Raw genomic sequence first — 17828 nt, 5'->3', positions numbered from 1 at the left:
ACTATTTCCTCCCCATCTTAAACCTATGTGACGGACAGTAAGATTAAAAATATCGCACCAGCCGTCACTATCGCATCCTCGATAATACATAAAATAAGCACTTTCTTACATCTTTTTAATTGCCCTGCACCATAATTCTGTACAGTAAATATTGTGCACGCCTGGCTGAACGAATTTAACACATCAGAGGACATTTTATCACTTGTCGAGTCTTCACCGCCGCATCGGTTTGCAGCAGAACATTGCAGACTGGGCAGATACGGATGTAGACCGTCTGAATATAACGGCAACTTACAATGTCGTACACGGAAGTCCTGCCACATTTGTTAAAAATAATTACTTTATTTTTTTATATGCATGACTTTCTCTATTTCCTACCCAATATCTCCTTAATCTGCTCAAGGTTTTCGACGAAATATATGCCCTCCTGCCGTTCCTCTGAGGACAATCCCATTTTAATCATATGTTCAAGAAGTTCTTTAAGTCCATTATAATAACCGTTCAGATTATACAATATACATGGTGCATCAAGCTGCTTTAAAGATACTTTTGACATAACCTCTGCAATTTCTTCCAAAGTGCCTGTTCCACCCGGAAATGCAATAAATGCGTCCCCAAGTTCAATCATCTTTGTTTTTCTTTCTTCCATATTTTCTGTGACTATAAGCTTAGTTATCTCATCGTATTGCAATTCGGCATCAACAAAAAACTGTGGTTCTACACCCGTCACATCTCCACCTGCTTCTAATACGCTCTCAGCTATCACCCCCATAAGTCCCGACTTAGAACCACCGTATATAAGTGAATGTCCACTCTCGCCAATCCATGTTCCAAGTTTCTTTACTTCATCTGCTAATGCCGGGTCATTTCCCTCAAAAGCCCCAAGATACACTGTAATGTTCATCTTTAATGTTCTCCGTTCTATTTTCTATTTTTTCTAAATACACAAAACCTTTATTCTCTGTTTTTGTTTTCTTAAATCTCACAAAACCTGACTTTTCGTACAACTCAATATTCTGTGAATATCTTTTTATCTCCTTAAATGCATTTGCACACATAAATAAAAAGCAGAAAAGGGACGGTTCATCCTTTGCGAAATGGATATACTCCATATCATAATTTGTCTGCTATCACATCTCCTCAGGATATTTAAAATTTCTGACACCCGTCATCATATCCATAACATCCCATGTATAATCAAGATGCATACATTCATGTTCACCATTTATTGCCCTCTCCATATCTTCGAGTTCATATACAAGGGCATCTGCATTTTCACCTGCAGTTATCTTTTGTGTTTCACCTGACTCGACATAATGTATCGCTGCTTCCCATGCTCTCGGATATTCCATAATCTCGATATATCCTTTCTCGCACGAAATCATTCCTCTTTTCGGCTGCTTTGAATGAAGCGAGAGCATGACCGACGCCATCTGACCTTCATCATTCATAAGGAGTAATCCAACCTGTTCATCAACTCCAGTCGGTGCACTTTTTGTCTGTGACGCACATTTATCCGGTCTTGAATCCATAAACCAGCGTATAAATGAAAGGGCATACACCCCTATATCAAGCATTGCTCCTCCTGCAAGATTTGGATTAAAGAAACGGTTGTTCATATCATATTCCTTAAAACTCCCAAAATTCATTGTGATAAGGTTTACTTTTCCAAGAACTCCCGATTTGAGCATTTCTTTTAATTTTTTATAAATCGGCATATGATATATAGTCATTGCTTCTGCAACTACAACTCCCTTTTGTTCTGCCAAATTGATTACCCGGCTTAACTCACTTGTATTTAATGTTATGGATTTTTCCACAAGTATATGTTTTCCATTATTTATTGCCTTTATCATAAATTCATAATGAGTATTGTGCGGAGTTGTAATATATACAACATCCACCTCTGGATCTTCAAAAACATCATTCATATCCTCATACACTTTGTTAATATTGTATTTTTTTGCAAATTCAACGGCTTTCTGATGTGTCCTGTTCGCAACTGAATATATGCTCTTTCCCTTTTTTATCAAAGCTTGTGCCATCTCATTTGCGATTACTCCCGTACCTAAAACTGCCCATTTAATATCTTTCATAAACAATGCCCCCTTAGATGCTTAAAAAATATATTTAATTATTTGCAAAACTACTTATAAGTTGTATTATATTTTTTGCAATTTAATTACGGATATAGACAGTTTTACAAATATCTGAGTTTATAAGATATATTTTAAATATAGTTTAAATCATGCTATAATTATTTTCAACATATAACTGAGCGAAAGCAAGATTTGTTCTCTAACTGAAAATCAAGATAAAAACTATAAGTTGAAGGCAAATACTGTTTCTTCCACAGAAACTCAAAATAATGAATATTTAAACAAGCAAAAATACAAATGAAATCGAGGTATAATCATGAAACGCATAAATTTTGAAACCGGCACTGTAACAGGAAATATCTTAAATGCCGCTCTCCCAATGCTTGTAGCACAGCTTTTAAGTCTTCTCTACAATATAGTTGACCGTATTTATATCGGGCGTATTCCTGAAATCGGAACTGCCGCTCTCGGAGCCGTCGGACTCTGTTTTCCTTTGATAATGATAATCACAGCGTGCAGCAATCTTTTCGGAAGCGGCGGTGCTCCGATTTTTTCCATTAATCGCGGCATGGGTGACGATAATAAGGCAAATACTATTTTAAATACATCTTTTACAATGGTATGTGCAAGTGCAATATTCCTGATGCTAATCGGCATTGTATTTTCAAAACCGCTGCTCGTTCTTTTTGGAGCATCCCCAAACGCATTGACTTATGCAAGACCATATATTGTAATCTATTTGCTTGGAACTCTCCCCGCCATGGTATCTACCGGCATGAATCCGTTTATAAATGCACAGGGATATTCTACAACAGGGATGTTCTCCGTAACAATCGGTGCAGTTGCAAATATTATACTCGACCCGCTGTTTATCTTTGTGTTCGGGCTTGGAGTAAACGGTGCTGCCATTGCCACCGTAATATCACAGATACTCTCTGCTGTTTTTGTTTTCTATTTTCTTCGCAAAAAAGCTGAGATAAAGGTCAGGCTGCTGCATAAAAACGAATTTTCTTCCTGCCTTTCCATTGCCAAAAATATCATAACTCTTGGCACGGCAGGATTTATAATGCAGCTCACAAACAGTCTTGTTTCAATCTGCTGTAATAATGTACTTTATGTTACCGGCGGTGATGTGTATATCTCCGTTATGACTATTGTTTCAAGTGTACGACAGATGGTCGAAACTCCTATCTATGCCATAACAGAGGGTTCTTCACCTATCATCAGTTATAATTATGGTGCAAGACGCCCGGAGCGTGTAAAAAAAGCCGGCATAGTAATGGCTATCATGGCACTTATCTATACCGGCATAATGTGGAGTATTATCATACTTGCCCCTAAATATTTAATTATGATATTTAGTTCCGATGCAACACTTATAAAAGATGTTGTGCCTGCATTGAAACTTTATTTTGCTGCATTTATTTTTATGGATTTGCAATATATCGGTCAGACCGTTTTCAAATCACTTAACAAAAGAAAACAGGCAATTTTCTTTTCACTTTTACGCAAAGTGTTTATTGTTGTGCCGCTCACATATATACTTCCATACGCTCTCCACATGGGAACGGACGGTGTATTTATGGCAGAACCTGTATCTAATGTAATAGGTGGAAGTATGTGTTTTATAACTATGCTGTTTACGGTACTGCCTGAACTTAACAGGATGAAAGAGTGAACTTTCACCTGTTAAGAACTCTTACACTTTCTGTATTTTATTTTGTTATCTTAGCTTTTTTATTCAATCCTTTCTGATACATGAATTTCTTGTAAGTCTTTAAGCTCTTTGCAAGCTTTTTAATACCATTTTGTCATTTTTTCCTCCTTAATTCAAAAATCTACTTTATTCTTTCTGATTCTCTTTAAAAATATATATCCTGCCAGGCATGAAATCACCTCAGTTATTGGGAATGCCAACCAGATTATAGAAACTCCCATCTGACCATTTCTGACAAACAGAGAAAAAATCCCAGCCAGTGGCAGGATAATGATAAGCTGTCTCAAAAGCGAGATTACCAATGATTCAATGCCCCCATCCAATGCCTGATAAATTCCCTGATAAGCAACATTTATTCCAGCAAACAGAAAGCTTACTGAAATTACCCTCATTGCTCCAATAAAATATTCCCTTGACTGTCCTGCATTGAACAAAGTTGCAAAATCTCCCGGGAAAATTTCTGTAATTGCTACACCAACAATCATAAGGACAATCGTATATATCAATCCGTATTTGATTCCATCATGAATCCTCTTTTTGCTACGCATTCCGTATGCAAAAGCAATAATCGGTGTAATTGCATCTCTAAGTCCAAAGGCGAGGAACAATACAAACTGTTGTACTTTGTAGAACAATCCATATGCAGTCTGTGCGGAAGGATTGAATTTCAAAATCAGATTCATCATATACACCATAATAGACATAAGTGCCTGTGCAATAATTGCAGGGAGTCCAATAGAATATATTTCCTTTATAATCCTTCCATCCGGCTTCATATACTTTGCTCCGTGCTCAAATTCTTTGTTAAGCTTTATATGGAATATAAACAAAAGTACCGCAGATGCCACCTGTCCAATTACTGTTGCATATGCAGCTCCATTCACCCCCATTTCCGGAACTGGTCCAATACCATAAATCATAATTGGATCAAGAATAATATTCAACACTGCACCCACAACCTGCCCTATTGTAGAATATAGTGAACGCCCTGTTGCCTGTAAAAGTTTTTCAAATAACGAAAAGAAAATAATCCCAAATGAAATTACGCAGCATATTTTTAAGTAGTCTGTTCCCATTGAAATAACTTCAGGGGCAATTGTCTGTGATGAAATATATGCTCTTACTCCAAAAATTCCAAACAACAGGCACACCGCATAAATAATCACTCCAAGAAACAAACTGTTTCCAGCAACTTTTGCTGCTTTTTTGCTATTTCCCTGTCCAAGTGTTCTTGCAAGAAGTGCATTGGTTCCAACACCTGTTCCAATTCCAACTGCTACCATGAGCATCTGAACCGGAAATACAAGTGTAAGTGCATTAAGTGCTGCCTCACTTCCTGATCTCATATTTCCAACAAAGGCACTGTCTACAATGTTGTAAACCGCCTGCAATGCCATAGATAAAATCATTGGTATTCCCATCTGAACCATGAGCTTATTTACCGGCATCTCCTTCATCTTGTTACTTTCTGCCATTTTATAATCCTCCTTGTTTTGCGAAGCAAAATCCGAACCTTCTGGTGAGGAGAGGATTTAGCCTCCTTTTTCTGCATAAAAAAAATGCGTAGATATCACATAAGCTGGACTTACGCTGATAAGCTACACACTTTTAAATGCATTATATATTTTCATAATGTGCGACAACTGGTGCACAAAAAAGCGAGTAACAAAACTGGATTTACGCTAGTGTACTCGTTTAGAAGTTATTATATTTTTATTTTTGAAAAATGTCAAACAAAAATTTCTTGCTTTTTTGTCTTTATGCATTATAATAAGCAAGAAATTAAAAAAAACAATTTTGCCTGTTTTGAATCACATCATTTCATATGCTATACTAACACTAATCATTAAACCTTACTTTAAGTCGATATATTCAAAAAAATATTTTGGAGGTATGCCATGTACACAATTGGACAAGTAGCAAAAATGTTTGATTTGCCAATTTCAACACTTCGCTATTACGATAATCAAGGACTTTTTCCGCAACTCATACGAGAATCCGGTATTCGTAAATTTAGCGAAAACGAAATTGAGGCATTACGGGTAATCGAGTGCCTAAAGAAATCCGGTCTTGAAATCAAGGATATCAAGCTCTTTATGGATTGGTGTGCAGAAGGTCCTGCCACTTATTCCGATCGCTTTGATCTTATACAAAAACAAAAAGAACGCGTGGAAGTAGAAATCAAACAACTACACAAAACTCTGGATATGCTTAAGTACAAATGCTGGTATTACTCTCAGGCAACGAAAGATGGCAATGAGGACACCGCAAAAGCATTAACCCCAAACGGTCTTCCGGAAGATATTCGCATAGCATATGACAATTCGCACACACACTCCTCTGATTGAGATAGTTATTCACCTGCAGTCTCTTTCTTACTCATATGAAAAAAAAATATAATATTCAAAACAATTCCGACAACCGTTGATGTAGGTGCTGCAATTCCGATATTTGTAAGGCTTGCGTTAGGCTGGATACTCATGATATAAGCCATCGGCAGACGCACAAGAAGTGTCTGTGTAAGTCCCTGTATCATTACCCATAATGTCTTATTATTTCCGTTAAAATAACCTATCATACTAAACAACACGGCGGTCAATATCGTTTCCGGTGCAAATCCTTTCAAATATTCAAATCCCTTTTGTATAACTGCGGCATCATTTGAAAAGCATCCGGCAAGTACATCGCCCTTAAACATTACTATACAAAACACAACACATCCAAATGCAGCACCGATTCCAATTCCTGTAAACATTGCCTGTCTTGCTCTTTTTTTGTTTCCTGCACCGACATTCTGCGATACAAAAGATGCCATCGACTGCATAAGCGAACTTGGTATCAGCATCGCAAAGTTTACTATCTTGCAGGCAACTCCATATCCCGATGATGCCTCAAGACCAAGCCTGTTTACAAAAGCACAAAGTGCTAGAAATGAAAGCTGTGTCAGGAACTCCTGCAAGGCAAGCGGCAGACCGATTTCAAGGAATTTACGGCACTGTTTGTTTAATCTAAAATCTGATTTCGCTATTGAAAATGGAAGTTTTTTCCTGAATAGCATCACAATCGCACACACAACGCTGACAGCCTGAGCAAGAACGGTGGCAAGTGCCGCACCTGCCGCATCCATATGAAGTCCAGCTACCAGAAGCATATCACCAACAATATTTACAATGCAGGCAACAAATACAAATATCAATGGGGACCTGCTGTCCCCAAGTCCCCTGAAAATTGCCGCAAGTACATTGTAGGCAACAATAAAAAATATTCCGCTTCCACAGATACGGACATAAACCGTTGTAAGACTAACTGCTTCCGTTGGTGCCTGCATCAAAACTGAAATAAGTCTTGCAAAACATACCATAAAAATAAACAATCCTATTGATATTATCGTAAAGACAACAACACCCCCTCCAAGTACCTTTCCTATCTGCCCCGTTTTCTTCTCTCCAATATATCTTGCTATAAGAACCGTAATACCCATAGCAAACTGTGTGACAACAAATGTCACCAGATTAAGTACCTGACTTCCTGTTGAAACCGCTGAAAGTCCTGCTGTCGAGCCAAATTTTCCTACAACAAGCAAGTCCACTGCACCGTAAGCCGCTTGCAAAATAAGTGCCCCTAAAATCGGAAGCATAAACCAGAACAATTTTTTTAATATACTTCCCTGCGTAAAATCTGTTTTATTATTACTACTCAATTGTAACACTCCTCTCTGACATAACTTTGTAAAGTTTTTCAATAGTCCTTATTGTACATTCCGCATCTTCATCTGAAATATCTTCAAGAAGCGGAAGTAATCTGTTAAAATACTGTGTATTATATATCTTGGATAATTTTTTTCCATCCTCTGTAACAGTAATATAAGTAACACGACCGTCACTCTCGGATGTCTGTTTGCGAAGATAGCCTTTTGCCTGCATCTCTTTTACAGTGCGTGTCACCCCCGGTCTTGGAATATCAAGTGCGTCACTTATATCCGATACTTTTACGCTTACACCCTGTTGTCCAAATGACTCAATCACATCCAGATAGTGAATATATGAAGGTGTAACACCCTTTGGAAGGGGAGGAAGTAAATCCCTTGACCGCTTTGCCAAATAGCACGCATCAAATATTGCTTTTATCTTTTCGATAGTCATAATAAAACCTCTTTCCACGATTTTTAAATAAACAAGCCCATATAATTACCTTTGTTAATTACCTTAGATAACTATATAGACTTTCATTCTATTTGTCAAGTTTTAAATGAATTTATCAGTTCATATTTGCATTTCCTAAATTCATATATTTATATACAATTTTTATATTCACTTTAACTTTATGCCATAACACCTGATTGTGACAATTTATTTTTAATCTCCCTGATTTCATTGTCCCCAAAACATCTCTCAGGCAATATAAATGCCTGCATTGCACCGTAAAATATGTAGATATAACCTTTCTCCTCATAAACATTAACTATATCACTGTATTTAACTACAGTTTCACCCTGCTCGCAAGTTTCAACAATCCTGTCATCTAAAAACTCAACCGAAGCTTTCTCATGATAAGGCAGCTTTCCGTCACTTTTCATTTTCATAATATTCTTTTTAATATTCCTACGCATCAAAACAGGCACGATAAACCACCACAAAACAGTTGATAAAACTGCAACTGCAGCAACCGATATGACAAGACCTATTTCTATCTTGATAATCAGTAGTGCCAAAACAAAAACAAACATTGCAATAGGAAAAGAAATTCTTGTAGCTAAAAGAGAATACTTCCCAATCTTTGAATGTTTCAGATACGAATAATTAAACTCAATGTAATCGTTGTCATTTAAATCAATATTGTATTTCATAAAAATCCTCCTATCTTTTTACACCAATCCAAATTAAAGAACTTACCAGCAGAAAAAACGGATAAAACATATATGGGATAATATCAAATGCCGATATACTTTCCCCTAATTCCGTAACCGCTGATATTGCAACAAGCATCTGTGCTCCATAAGGCAAAATCCCCTGTGTTATGCAGGAAAATGTGTCCAGCAGCGATGCTGTTTTTTTCGGTGTAATCTCATATGTCTGTGCCATTTCTTTTGCTATCGGATTTGCCATTACTATAGCCACCGTATTATTAGCAGTCGCTATATCCATAGCACCAACTAAAATCCCCATACCAAGCTGTCCGCCCCGTTTTCCTTTGAATACATGATGTATTCCATGTAAAAGTGCATCAAAACCGCCATATACACGAATTAATGCACACAATGCAGCTACAAGGACTGCTACGATACAGGTTTCAAACATACCCGATACACCATTTCCCATATTTGTGACAAGTTCCACAGCAGAAGTCTGTCCCGTAACTAACATTATAACCGCTCCTGATACAATACCCGTCAGCAGTACAAGAAACACATTCCAGCCGATTATCCCTCCCATCAATACAAGTACATACGGTATTATCTGTACCAGATTGTAATTATGATGCACGCTTCCGTTTATATTGGTATTCATCGATAAAACCCCGATGATAATAACAGTCACAACAGCCGCTGGAAATGCAATCCGGAAATTCTGCCTGAATTTATCTTTCATTGCACAACCCTGTCCATTGCACGCAGCAATAGTCGTATCTGAAATAAATGACAGATTATCTCCAAACATAGAACCACCCATTACCGCAGCCACGCAAAGCGGCACTGAAAAACCAGAAGCATCCGCCACCGCAACAGCAATTGGCGTTATAAGTGTTATTGTTCCAACAGAAGTTCCCATTGCAACAGACACAAAACACGCAACGATAAAAAGAACAATAACTGCAAACCGTGCCGGAATTAACTGCAGCATAAAATATGCGACACTTTCTGCACTATCCCGACCTACAACACCAACAAACACTCCGGCTGTCAGAAATATAAGCAGCATTGTTATTATATTTTTGTCTGCCATTCCCTGTGCCATGATTTCAAGTTTTTCATCAAAAGATACCTCTCTGTTTTGCAGACAGGCAGTTAAAATAGCTACTAAAAAAGCCACAATTATTGGAATATTATAAAATCCCATTGGAATTTTCATTATATATTCAAATACAATTCCAAGCCCCAGATATAATGCCAAAAATACAAAAATCGGCAAAAGTGCCACCGGATTTGCTTTCCTTTTCATGCTCTATCCTCATTTCTAAATACATTGTAAACTGCACACGAAACTAATGCTCCGATACTTATTGTTCAAATATTTCTGTTTTTATATTTAACTATTTTTAGGTTATTCTGTCAAGGATGCAAACCTATAAAAAGAGCCGGATATTCCATAACATCCCAGAACCTTACAAATACCGAAGCCAGTCGATAACAAAGTATTTTTAGTAAAATTATACAGTCCTGAACAGATAGCTACTTTTACAGACAAGAGCATTGGTGATGTAAAAGCCATCATAGAGGGTAAAATTCCGGCTACAGTTGATTAAAACAACTATTGTATAATAGCCAAATCCCATAAACTAAAAACTGTGGACTGGTTATCCATTAAAAATTCTTAAAAGATAACAATCCACAGTTTTTTTCATAGCATAAAACATCATTTACATTTTGCCAAACAGCTTGTGAAAAATCACAGTCCGATGCCGCCCAAAATTAACATTTTCAAAATAAATGCCGCCGCAAAAACTACTTAGACGGAATTCTGCTTGCAACCCTTCCCGCAAAATCATTAAAGTTCTGCGTCTGGAGTATAACCTTTCCCGGTCCTACAAGTCTTGTCAGGAAAAGTCCCTCTCCGCCAAGGAATATGTTCTTAAGACCTTTTACTGTCTCTATTTCATAGCTTACAGTCTTTTCAAATCCGACCACATTACCGGTGTCAACTTTTAAAACCTCACCCGGTGCAAGTTCTTTTATAACTTTATCACCGTCAATTTCAAGAAATACCATACCTGTTCCTGTAATATCCTGGAGTATAAAACCCTCTCCGCCAAAGAAACCTGATGAAAATCTCTTTGTAAATGCAACTGATAGTTCTACTGAAGGCTCAGCACAAAGAAATGCCCCTTTCTGGCAGATAAACCCACCTGTCTCGCCAATATTTATAGGAAGAACTTCACCTGCAACAGTTGATGCAAATGCAATTTCTGCCCCTGCTTTAGTTGCCGAGTATGTTGCCATAAACATTGATTCACCCGCAAACATACGACCAACACCCTTTAAAAGACCGCCTTTCGTATTTGTGTCCATCCGAATCCCCTCGGTCATCCATGCCATGCCACCTGACTGTGTGTACATAGACTCTCCCGGTGAATCAAAAAGCACCTCAACTGCCGGCATTGTATTTCCTACTAATCTGTATTGCATAACTCCCTCTCTTTCCGCACTTTAAGTGCAATCTTTTCAACCAACTTCTTTATCACTTAGTGTAAGGTTCTAAAACATACATTGACATTTATTTTTGACCCTTGCATCATTATATTAACATATATTGGTATTTATGAAAAGAAAAACTGCTGTCACTGACACATCTATCCAGTGTACTGACCTGCTGACTTTTAGCTAAATAACTCAGGATAAATTTTCAGTCTGCAAGACGGAAGAATGAGTCGTAGTGGGCTACGGCGATTGATGACAACGAAGCAGATGGAAATTTATACAAGTTATTTGGCAAAATATCAACAGGCAGTACACTAAGTACAGTAACAACAGTTATCAATTATATTTAACTCTATCAAGGAAGTAACAGAGCAGGTTACGAATATCCGCTTGTCTTCTAAAAAATATCTATTTCAAAAGCAACAGAGGATCTACGCTCTTTCCGTTTTCTTTAACTTCAAAATAAAGATTTGTTCCTTCTTCTGTATAATATTTCGTAGGTTTTGCTATATGACCTACTATATCACCTTTGGCAATCTTCTGACCGTTCTTTACATTTAAGTTTTTAAGCTGACCATATATAGCTTCATATCCGTTTCCTATATCAACGGTTACCGTTGTTCCTGTTTCGTCACTTGTCTTTATACTTTTTACAATACCTGCTGCCGCAGCTTTTACCTTTTCATCAGCTTTTGCCGCTATAACGACGGCAGGATTTACTTTGTACTGTGCAAGTGTCTTAAAATATACCGTATTGCTGTTGCTAAATTTAAGGATTATGTCCTTTTCGCCGCTTCCAACAGGCCATATCATTCCCTTTTCTGCATCAAATTTAAGAGAATTATCCTTTGACATTGTGCTTACCGTTTTATTCTTATCTGTGTTTCTATTCTTTTTTATGTTGCCATCATGCTGTTTTGTATCTGTACTTTTCTTTTTATCATCCGTTTTAGCTGCTGTTTTTTTTACATAAACATCATTATTGTTTTTGTCAGATTTAATTTCTGCCTTTGCATCGTTTAATTTTTCTTTTGCACTTTTAATATTTTTCTTTTTGATGTTTTTTACAGCACCCGAACCTGCCGCTACTGTTTTATTTTCCGTATTTTTGTCTGCTGCATTGTCTTTTTTATCTGACGATGTTTCCTTTTTATCATTTGTATCTGCTGATTTTGTACCTGTCGATGAGTCTGAAAAAAGTTTTGTCCCGTCACTCTGCGGTGCTTTATTCATCTTGTAATATACCCCGCCTATTCCAAGACCACATACAAGTGCAGCACATAATGACACGCAAAGCCCTTTTTTCTTAAAGTTGTTTTCTTTCTTATCATACATACGGCAATCCCTCCATTAGTTATTGTTCACACCTACGGTGCGACCGGCAACAATTACTTTTAAACAAAACAGACACCTCAATGCCATTACTGCTCACCCTTGCAGTGCGACCAGTAATGATTTCAGTCCATTCAAAATGCATCTTCGATGCATGGGGCTGAAATCCTATAAAGCCCATTCATTGGCGTATGCCTGACAGCTAATGTCAGGCATACGAATGAACAATAACTCAATGCCATCAAGTTGTCTGATAGTATCTGTTAATATTCTTAACAGATTTCTTTTTTTTATTCAAAATTATTGTTTAAAATATAATTGCCATATGACTGTATGATTACTTCTCTATTTCACAACATCCTCAAACTGTAAAAAATATCATGTTGCAGCCAAAATGCCATTGTATAACTTTCTCTACGCCACAACATCCTCAAACTGTGAATTATAAAGATTTGCATAAAATCCGTTTGCTGCAAGAAGCTCATCGTGATTTCCCTGCTCTATTATATCTCCGTCTTTCATAACAAGTATAAGGTCGGCATCACGAATTGTTGAAAGCCTGTGTGCAATGACAAAACTCGTGCGTCCTTTCATAAGATTATCCATAGCTTTCTGTATCTCTATCTCGGTTCTTGTATCAACCGAAGAGGTTGCTTCATCAAGGATAAGTATCTTATTGTCCGCAAGAATTGCTCTCGCTATCGTAAGAAGCTGCTTCTGTCCCTGTGACACATTGCTTGCATCTTCGTTAAGTTCCATCTGGTAACCGCCCGGAAGTGTCTGAATAAAGTGATGTGCTCTCGCCGCTTTTGCCGCTGCGATTACTTCCTCGTCTGTCGCATCAAGTCTTCCGTAACGGATATTTTCCATTATCGTTCCTTTAAAAAGCCAGGTGTCCTGAAGCACCATTCCAAATGCGTCGCGGAGTTCACGCCTGTTAAAATCTTTTATATTGCTGCCGTTTAATTTTATCGCACCGTTGTTTACATCATAAAAACGCATAAGAAGTTTTACCATAGTTGTCTTTCCTGCACCGGTAGGGCCTACTATCGCTATCTTTTGTCCCGGTTTTACCTTTGCACTGAAATCGTTAATGATTATCTGCTCAGGATTGTAACCGAAATGAACATTTTCAAATGATACCTCTCCTGTTACTTTTGAAATGTCGGCAGGATTTTCTACTATCTGCTGTTCTTCCTCCTCGTCAAGAAATTCAAAAACTCTCTCCGATGCCGCAGACATTGACTGAACCATGTTTATTACCTGTGCTATCTGCTGTATCGGCTGTGTGAAGTTCTTTACATACTGGATAAACGCCTGTATATCACCTATCGTAATGACATTTTTTATTGCGAGCATCCCACCTGCAAGTGCAACTGACGCATAGCCTAAGTTTCCGACAAACATCATTATAGGCTGCATCATTCCTGAAAGAAACTGCGATTTCCATGCTGAGTCATATAAAATTTTGTTTGTTTTTTCAAATTCCTCTATAGTATCTTTTTCACGGTTAAATGCTTTTATTACAAGATGACCGCCGTAAACTTCCTCGACCTGACCGTTTATGTGACCGAGATATTCCTGCTGTGCACGGAAAAATTTTTGTGATTTCTTTGTCACGAGACTTATAAGTGCAAGTGATATAGGAAGTATGACAAGTGCGATAAGTGTCATAAGCGGCGAGATACTGAGCATCATTACAAGGACACCGATAAGTGTTGCAACGGATGTGATTATCGTTGTTATGCTCTGGTTAAGACCCTGTCCGAGTGTATCTACATCATTTGTAATTCGTGATAACACCTCGCCGTAAGTGCGGCTCTCAAAATATTTCATCGGCATCCTGTTTATCTTTTCTGATATTTCCTGTCGAAGTTTATAACATACTTTCTGCGTGATGCCGGTCATTATCCAGCCTTGAATAAAGCTAAACAATGCACTGCAAAGATAAAGACCGAGCACAATAAGAAGTATGCGTCCTATCTTATCAAAATCAATGCTTCCTGTTCCGCTTATCTTTGCCATAAGACCCTCAGATAATGCAGTTGTCGCTTCACCTAATATCTTCGGTCCTGCTACGGTAAAGACGGTTGAGCATGCCGCACAAAACATTACGACAAATATGCCTGCCTTATATTTTGCGATATATTTTACAAGTGTTTTTAATGATTTTTTGAGATTCTTAGGCTTTTCGCCCGGCTGCATACCTCTGCCCATAGGCCCTCTCCTGCGTGGCTGTGGCTTTTTAAACTGTTCCTCATTACTCATTGTCTGACACCTCACTTTCATCCATGCCAAGTTCTTTAGCAGACAACTGGGATTTTGCAATCTCACGATACACATCACAGTTTTTAAGAAGCTGTTCATGCGTTCCCTTTCCGACTACTTTTCCGTCATCGAGAACAAGTATCTGCTCTGCGTGTAATATTGTGCTTATTCTCTGTGCAACAATGATAACCGTGCTGTCCTTTACATTTTCAGATAACGCTTTTCTAAGTGCTGCATCCGTCTTTAAATCAAGTGCCGAAAAACTGTCATCAAATATAAATATCTTTGGATTTTTGGCTATCGCTCTCGCTATCGCAAGACGCTGTTTCTGACCTCCTGATACATTACTTCCACCCTGTGATATTGAGCTTTCGTATTTATCATCTTTCGCCTCGATAAACTCTGTCGCCTGTGCTATCCTGGCGGCTTTCTTTATCTCCTCATCAGTTGCATCATCATTTCCAAAGCGGAGATTTGAAGCTATAGTTCCTGAGAAAAGAACTCCTTTCTGAGGTACAAAACCGATTTCTTCCCTGAGATCTGACATTGAAATATTTCTTATATCTTTTCCGTCAAGCAATATCTTTCCATCCGAAACATCGTATAATCTCGGAATAAGATTTACCAATGTTGATTTGCCGCATCCCGTACTGCCTATGATAGCAGTTGTCTCCCCCGGTCTTGCCACAAAATCAATATCGTGAAGTACATCTTCCTCTGCTCCCGGATATTTAAAGTTTACATGCTCAAATGATATTACACCGTCATGGCTTGTAAGTTTTTCCGGCTCGTCAGCATCTTTAATAGAAGATTCTGTGCGGACAACCTCGTCAATACGCTCTGCTGCGACAGCCGCACGAGGGAGCATTATAGACATCATCGTAAGCATAAGGAATGACATGACTATCATCATCGCATATGTTATAAATGCAGTCATAGCACCGACCTGCATATTTCCACCGTCAATCTTTTTAGCACCAAACCACACAATGCCGACTGTAAGAATATTCATTATCATCATCATGCCCGGCATCATAAATGTCATAACCCTGTTTGTAAAAAGCATTGTCTTTGTTAGGTCTTTATTTGCCTCGTCAAATCTTTCTTCTTCTTTTTTCTCCCTGCCAAATGCACGGATAACTGAAAGTCCGGTAAGAATTTCTCTCGAAACAAGGTTGATATTATCGACCAGCTTCTGCATAAGTTTGAACTTAGGCATAGCGGCAGACATAAGTACCATGACATATCCGAGTATAACAGCTATCGCAAGCACGATTATCCATCCCATGCCTGCTCCCGTCTGCACAACTTTTAACACACCGCCGATTCCAAGAATAGGTGCATATGCAACCATTCTTAAGAGCATTACCGATACCATCTGTATCTGCTGGATGTCATTTGTACTTCTCGTGATAAGTGATGCAGTTGAGAACTTATCCATCTCGGCATTTGAAAATCCGACAACATTTTTAAATACTTTTTCCCTGAGTGTCATACCGATTCCTGCTCCGACTCTCGAAGCAAAGAAACCGACGAGCACTGTCACCACACCCATAAGAAGTGCCATTCCAAGCATTTTTAGTCCCGCAAACAAAAGATATGATTTCTGGATATGGTCAACATCAATGCCTGCCGCCTTATCACAGGAAACCGCATAGGCAACACCCATTGATTTAACAAGAGAACTTCCCATTGCATCTATAGTATCACTCATCTTATCCCTCATAGACAAAATGCTCTTTTTATCCATCTTGCCACTCTGCATCATTCCGGCAAAAAACGGTCTTGCGTCAACACAGTCAACCTTAACTTTGTTTCCGTCATCATCCTCTTTTTCCTGTTTGAAACTCTTAAGTTTCACACCGAGTGACTCGCCAAGCTGCTCGACACTTACATTTTCAAGTTCAGACTCTTTCTTTCCCATCTGATTTGCAATCGTCTTTTTGAAGCTGCTTACCTCTAAAGTGCTCATCTGATAATTCATGATAAGCGGCAAAGTAAGTTTTTCATCCGCTTCATCAAGCTCCTTAGATGACTTATCCTTAAGTTTATAAAACTCTCCATCCGCTTTATACAGACCTTTCCACAAATCAGCTTCATCATCCGTCATGATAAACTGTGCCGCTTTAAACTCACTCTTTGTAAGTTTCTCAGGCACAATATGTTCAACACCGCTGTTCTGAATACCCACATCGATAATATCCGATGTGTAAGACGGAAGCGACAGATCACACCACGCCTGCACAAACAGCAAAGCAATGATAATAATAACCGCTTTCCGGTAAGGAAGCATATTTTTAAAAATTTTACCCATTGTTCTATCCTTTCTTTACTTTCTATCTTCTAATTCTTATAGACATTTATGAAACTGTCATAATTTTAAATTGATTGTGGAGATATAACAAAGAATGTTAGCCGACATTTTTGTCACCGTCAGAACTTAGTCAGTGTCTTTTACTGACTTATGTACTGCTACGAGTGACAACATAGCGCAAGCGTGCCGGCGGTATTCTTTGCTATATCCACACAATCTTCACAGCCTGCAATCAGTTTCGCATCATATCTATTTCTTAATCTTTCTAATTTCAATCTCCTTTTTCGCAATATCATATATGTTATTCAGATATGCTACGAGTTGTGAAAGTTCATCCTCATCAAGTTTTGATAAAACTGCTTCTCCGAAATTATGCATAGTTTCTTTTACTTCCTGCATAACTTCTATTCCCCTGTCAGTCATCTCAACATAAGTATTTCTCCTGTCATTTTTATTTATTGTCCTTTCGACATATCCTTTGTCCTCAAGACCTCTGATAGTTCTCGATATTGCAGATGGAAGTACATTTGTCTTTTTAGCAAGTTCAGAAATGGTTATCTTTCCATCTTCGCTCTTATTTACAATATTGTTCATCGCCCAAAAATCAGCACCGCTGACATTTGGCATCATCTCACCAATCCTCAGTTTATGAAACTGATGCATAGCCTTAAAAAGTTCCTCAAATTTATCATTCATCATCTCACCTCATCAAAAAAATAATAATGTTTACACCTGTAATGTAAT

The 17828-nt window shown here is 38.0% G+C and carries 16 protein-coding genes; 2 read left to right on the top strand and 14 right to left on the bottom strand.

Going from position 1 to position 17828, the window contains the following annotated elements; all coding sequences use genetic code 11:
* Positions 1-23: 23 nt before the first annotated feature.
* The 4 genes from DW721_RS15915 to DW721_RS11235 form a co-directional block, all read right to left on the bottom strand.
* On the bottom strand, positions 24-290 hold the full coding sequence (locus DW721_RS15915; protein WP_147355404.1) for a hypothetical protein: 267 nt from the start codon (positions 288-290) through the stop codon (positions 24-26).
* Positions 291-367: 77 nt separating this feature from the next.
* A complete protein-coding gene (locus DW721_RS11245) occupies positions 368-904 on the bottom strand; it encodes a TIGR00730 family Rossman fold protein (protein ID WP_118745816.1) in 537 nt (178 codons plus the stop codon).
* Positions 873-1112, bottom strand: a complete 240-nt coding sequence (locus tag DW721_RS11240) for a hypothetical protein (protein ID WP_118745815.1) — start codon at positions 1110-1112, stop codon at positions 873-875. Before DW721_RS11240 ends, DW721_RS11245 begins: the two co-directional genes overlap by 32 nt.
* Positions 1113-1130: 18 nt before the next feature.
* Positions 1131-2096 (bottom strand): Gfo/Idh/MocA family oxidoreductase, encoded by a 966-nt coding sequence (locus tag DW721_RS11235; protein ID WP_118745814.1) that lies wholly within the window; start codon positions 2094-2096, stop codon positions 1131-1133.
* 319 nt (positions 2097-2415) lie between these two features.
* Here DW721_RS11235 and DW721_RS11230 point away from each other — a divergent pair, with 319 nt between their 5' ends.
* Positions 2416-3777, top strand: a complete 1362-nt coding sequence (locus DW721_RS11230) for an MATE family efflux transporter (RefSeq protein WP_118745813.1) — start codon at positions 2416-2418, stop codon at positions 3775-3777.
* Positions 3778-3929: 152 nt separating this feature from the next.
* Here the strand turns inward: DW721_RS11230 and DW721_RS11225 are convergent, their stop codons facing one another.
* Positions 3930-5291, bottom strand: a complete 1362-nt coding sequence (locus DW721_RS11225; protein ID WP_118745812.1) for an MATE family efflux transporter — start codon at positions 5289-5291, stop codon at positions 3930-3932.
* Between the two features lie 423 nt (positions 5292-5714).
* On the opposite strand from DW721_RS11225, the gene DW721_RS11220 reads away from it, so the two are divergent.
* Positions 5715-6164, top strand: coding sequence for a MerR family transcriptional regulator (locus DW721_RS11220; RefSeq protein WP_055945235.1), 450 nt, complete (start codon positions 5715-5717; stop codon positions 6162-6164).
* Positions 6165-6169: 5 nt separating this feature from the next.
* On the opposite strand, the gene DW721_RS11215 is transcribed toward DW721_RS11220, so the two are convergent.
* The 9 genes from DW721_RS11215 to DW721_RS11175 form a co-directional block, all read right to left on the bottom strand.
* Positions 6170-7525 (bottom strand): MATE family efflux transporter, encoded by a 1356-nt coding sequence (locus DW721_RS11215; RefSeq protein WP_347560378.1) that lies wholly within the window; start codon positions 7523-7525, stop codon positions 6170-6172.
* Positions 7509-7958, bottom strand: a complete 450-nt coding sequence (locus DW721_RS11210) for a MarR family transcriptional regulator (RefSeq protein WP_055945241.1) — start codon at positions 7956-7958, stop codon at positions 7509-7511. Before DW721_RS11210 ends, DW721_RS11215 begins: the two co-directional genes overlap by 17 nt.
* Before the next feature lie 179 nt (positions 7959-8137).
* Positions 8138-8662: a YcxB family protein gene (locus tag DW721_RS11205; protein WP_118745811.1), complete on the bottom strand. Its 525-nt coding sequence runs from the start codon at positions 8660-8662 to the stop codon at positions 8138-8140.
* Positions 8663-8672: 10 nt separating this feature from the next.
* On the bottom strand, positions 8673-9974 hold the full coding sequence (locus tag DW721_RS11200; RefSeq protein ID WP_118745810.1) for a Na+/H+ antiporter NhaC family protein: 1302 nt from the start codon (positions 9972-9974) through the stop codon (positions 8673-8675).
* Positions 9975-10477: 503 nt separating this feature from the next.
* Entirely contained in the window at positions 10478-11158 is a 681-nt protein-coding gene (locus DW721_RS11195) for a TIGR00266 family protein (RefSeq protein WP_118745809.1), read from the bottom strand.
* Positions 11159-11578: 420 nt separating this feature from the next.
* Complete coding sequence (locus DW721_RS11190; protein ID WP_118745808.1) at positions 11579-12505, bottom strand: M23 family metallopeptidase; 927 nt, start codon at positions 12503-12505, stop codon at positions 11579-11581.
* Between the two features lie 411 nt (positions 12506-12916).
* The gene (locus DW721_RS11185) at positions 12917-14770 is read right to left on the bottom strand and encodes an ABC transporter ATP-binding protein (RefSeq protein ID WP_118745807.1); all 1854 of its coding nucleotides are present in this window, start codon (positions 14768-14770) and stop codon (positions 12917-12919) included.
* Positions 14763-17084, bottom strand: a complete 2322-nt coding sequence (locus DW721_RS11180; protein WP_118745806.1) for an ABC transporter ATP-binding protein — start codon at positions 17082-17084, stop codon at positions 14763-14765. Before DW721_RS11180 ends, DW721_RS11185 begins: the two co-directional genes overlap by 8 nt.
* A 249-nt stretch (positions 17085-17333) precedes the next feature.
* On the bottom strand, positions 17334-17780 hold the full coding sequence (locus DW721_RS11175) for a MarR family transcriptional regulator (protein ID WP_055945257.1): 447 nt from the start codon (positions 17778-17780) through the stop codon (positions 17334-17336).
* Positions 17781-17828: the final 48 nt, after the last annotated feature.

The sequence above is a fragment of the Clostridium sp. AM27-31LB genome (genome assembly GCF_003480745.1).
Lineage (GTDB): Bacteria > Bacillota > Clostridia > Lachnospirales > Lachnospiraceae > Butyribacter > Butyribacter intestini.
This window is presented reverse-complemented; position numbering and strand designations above follow the sequence as displayed.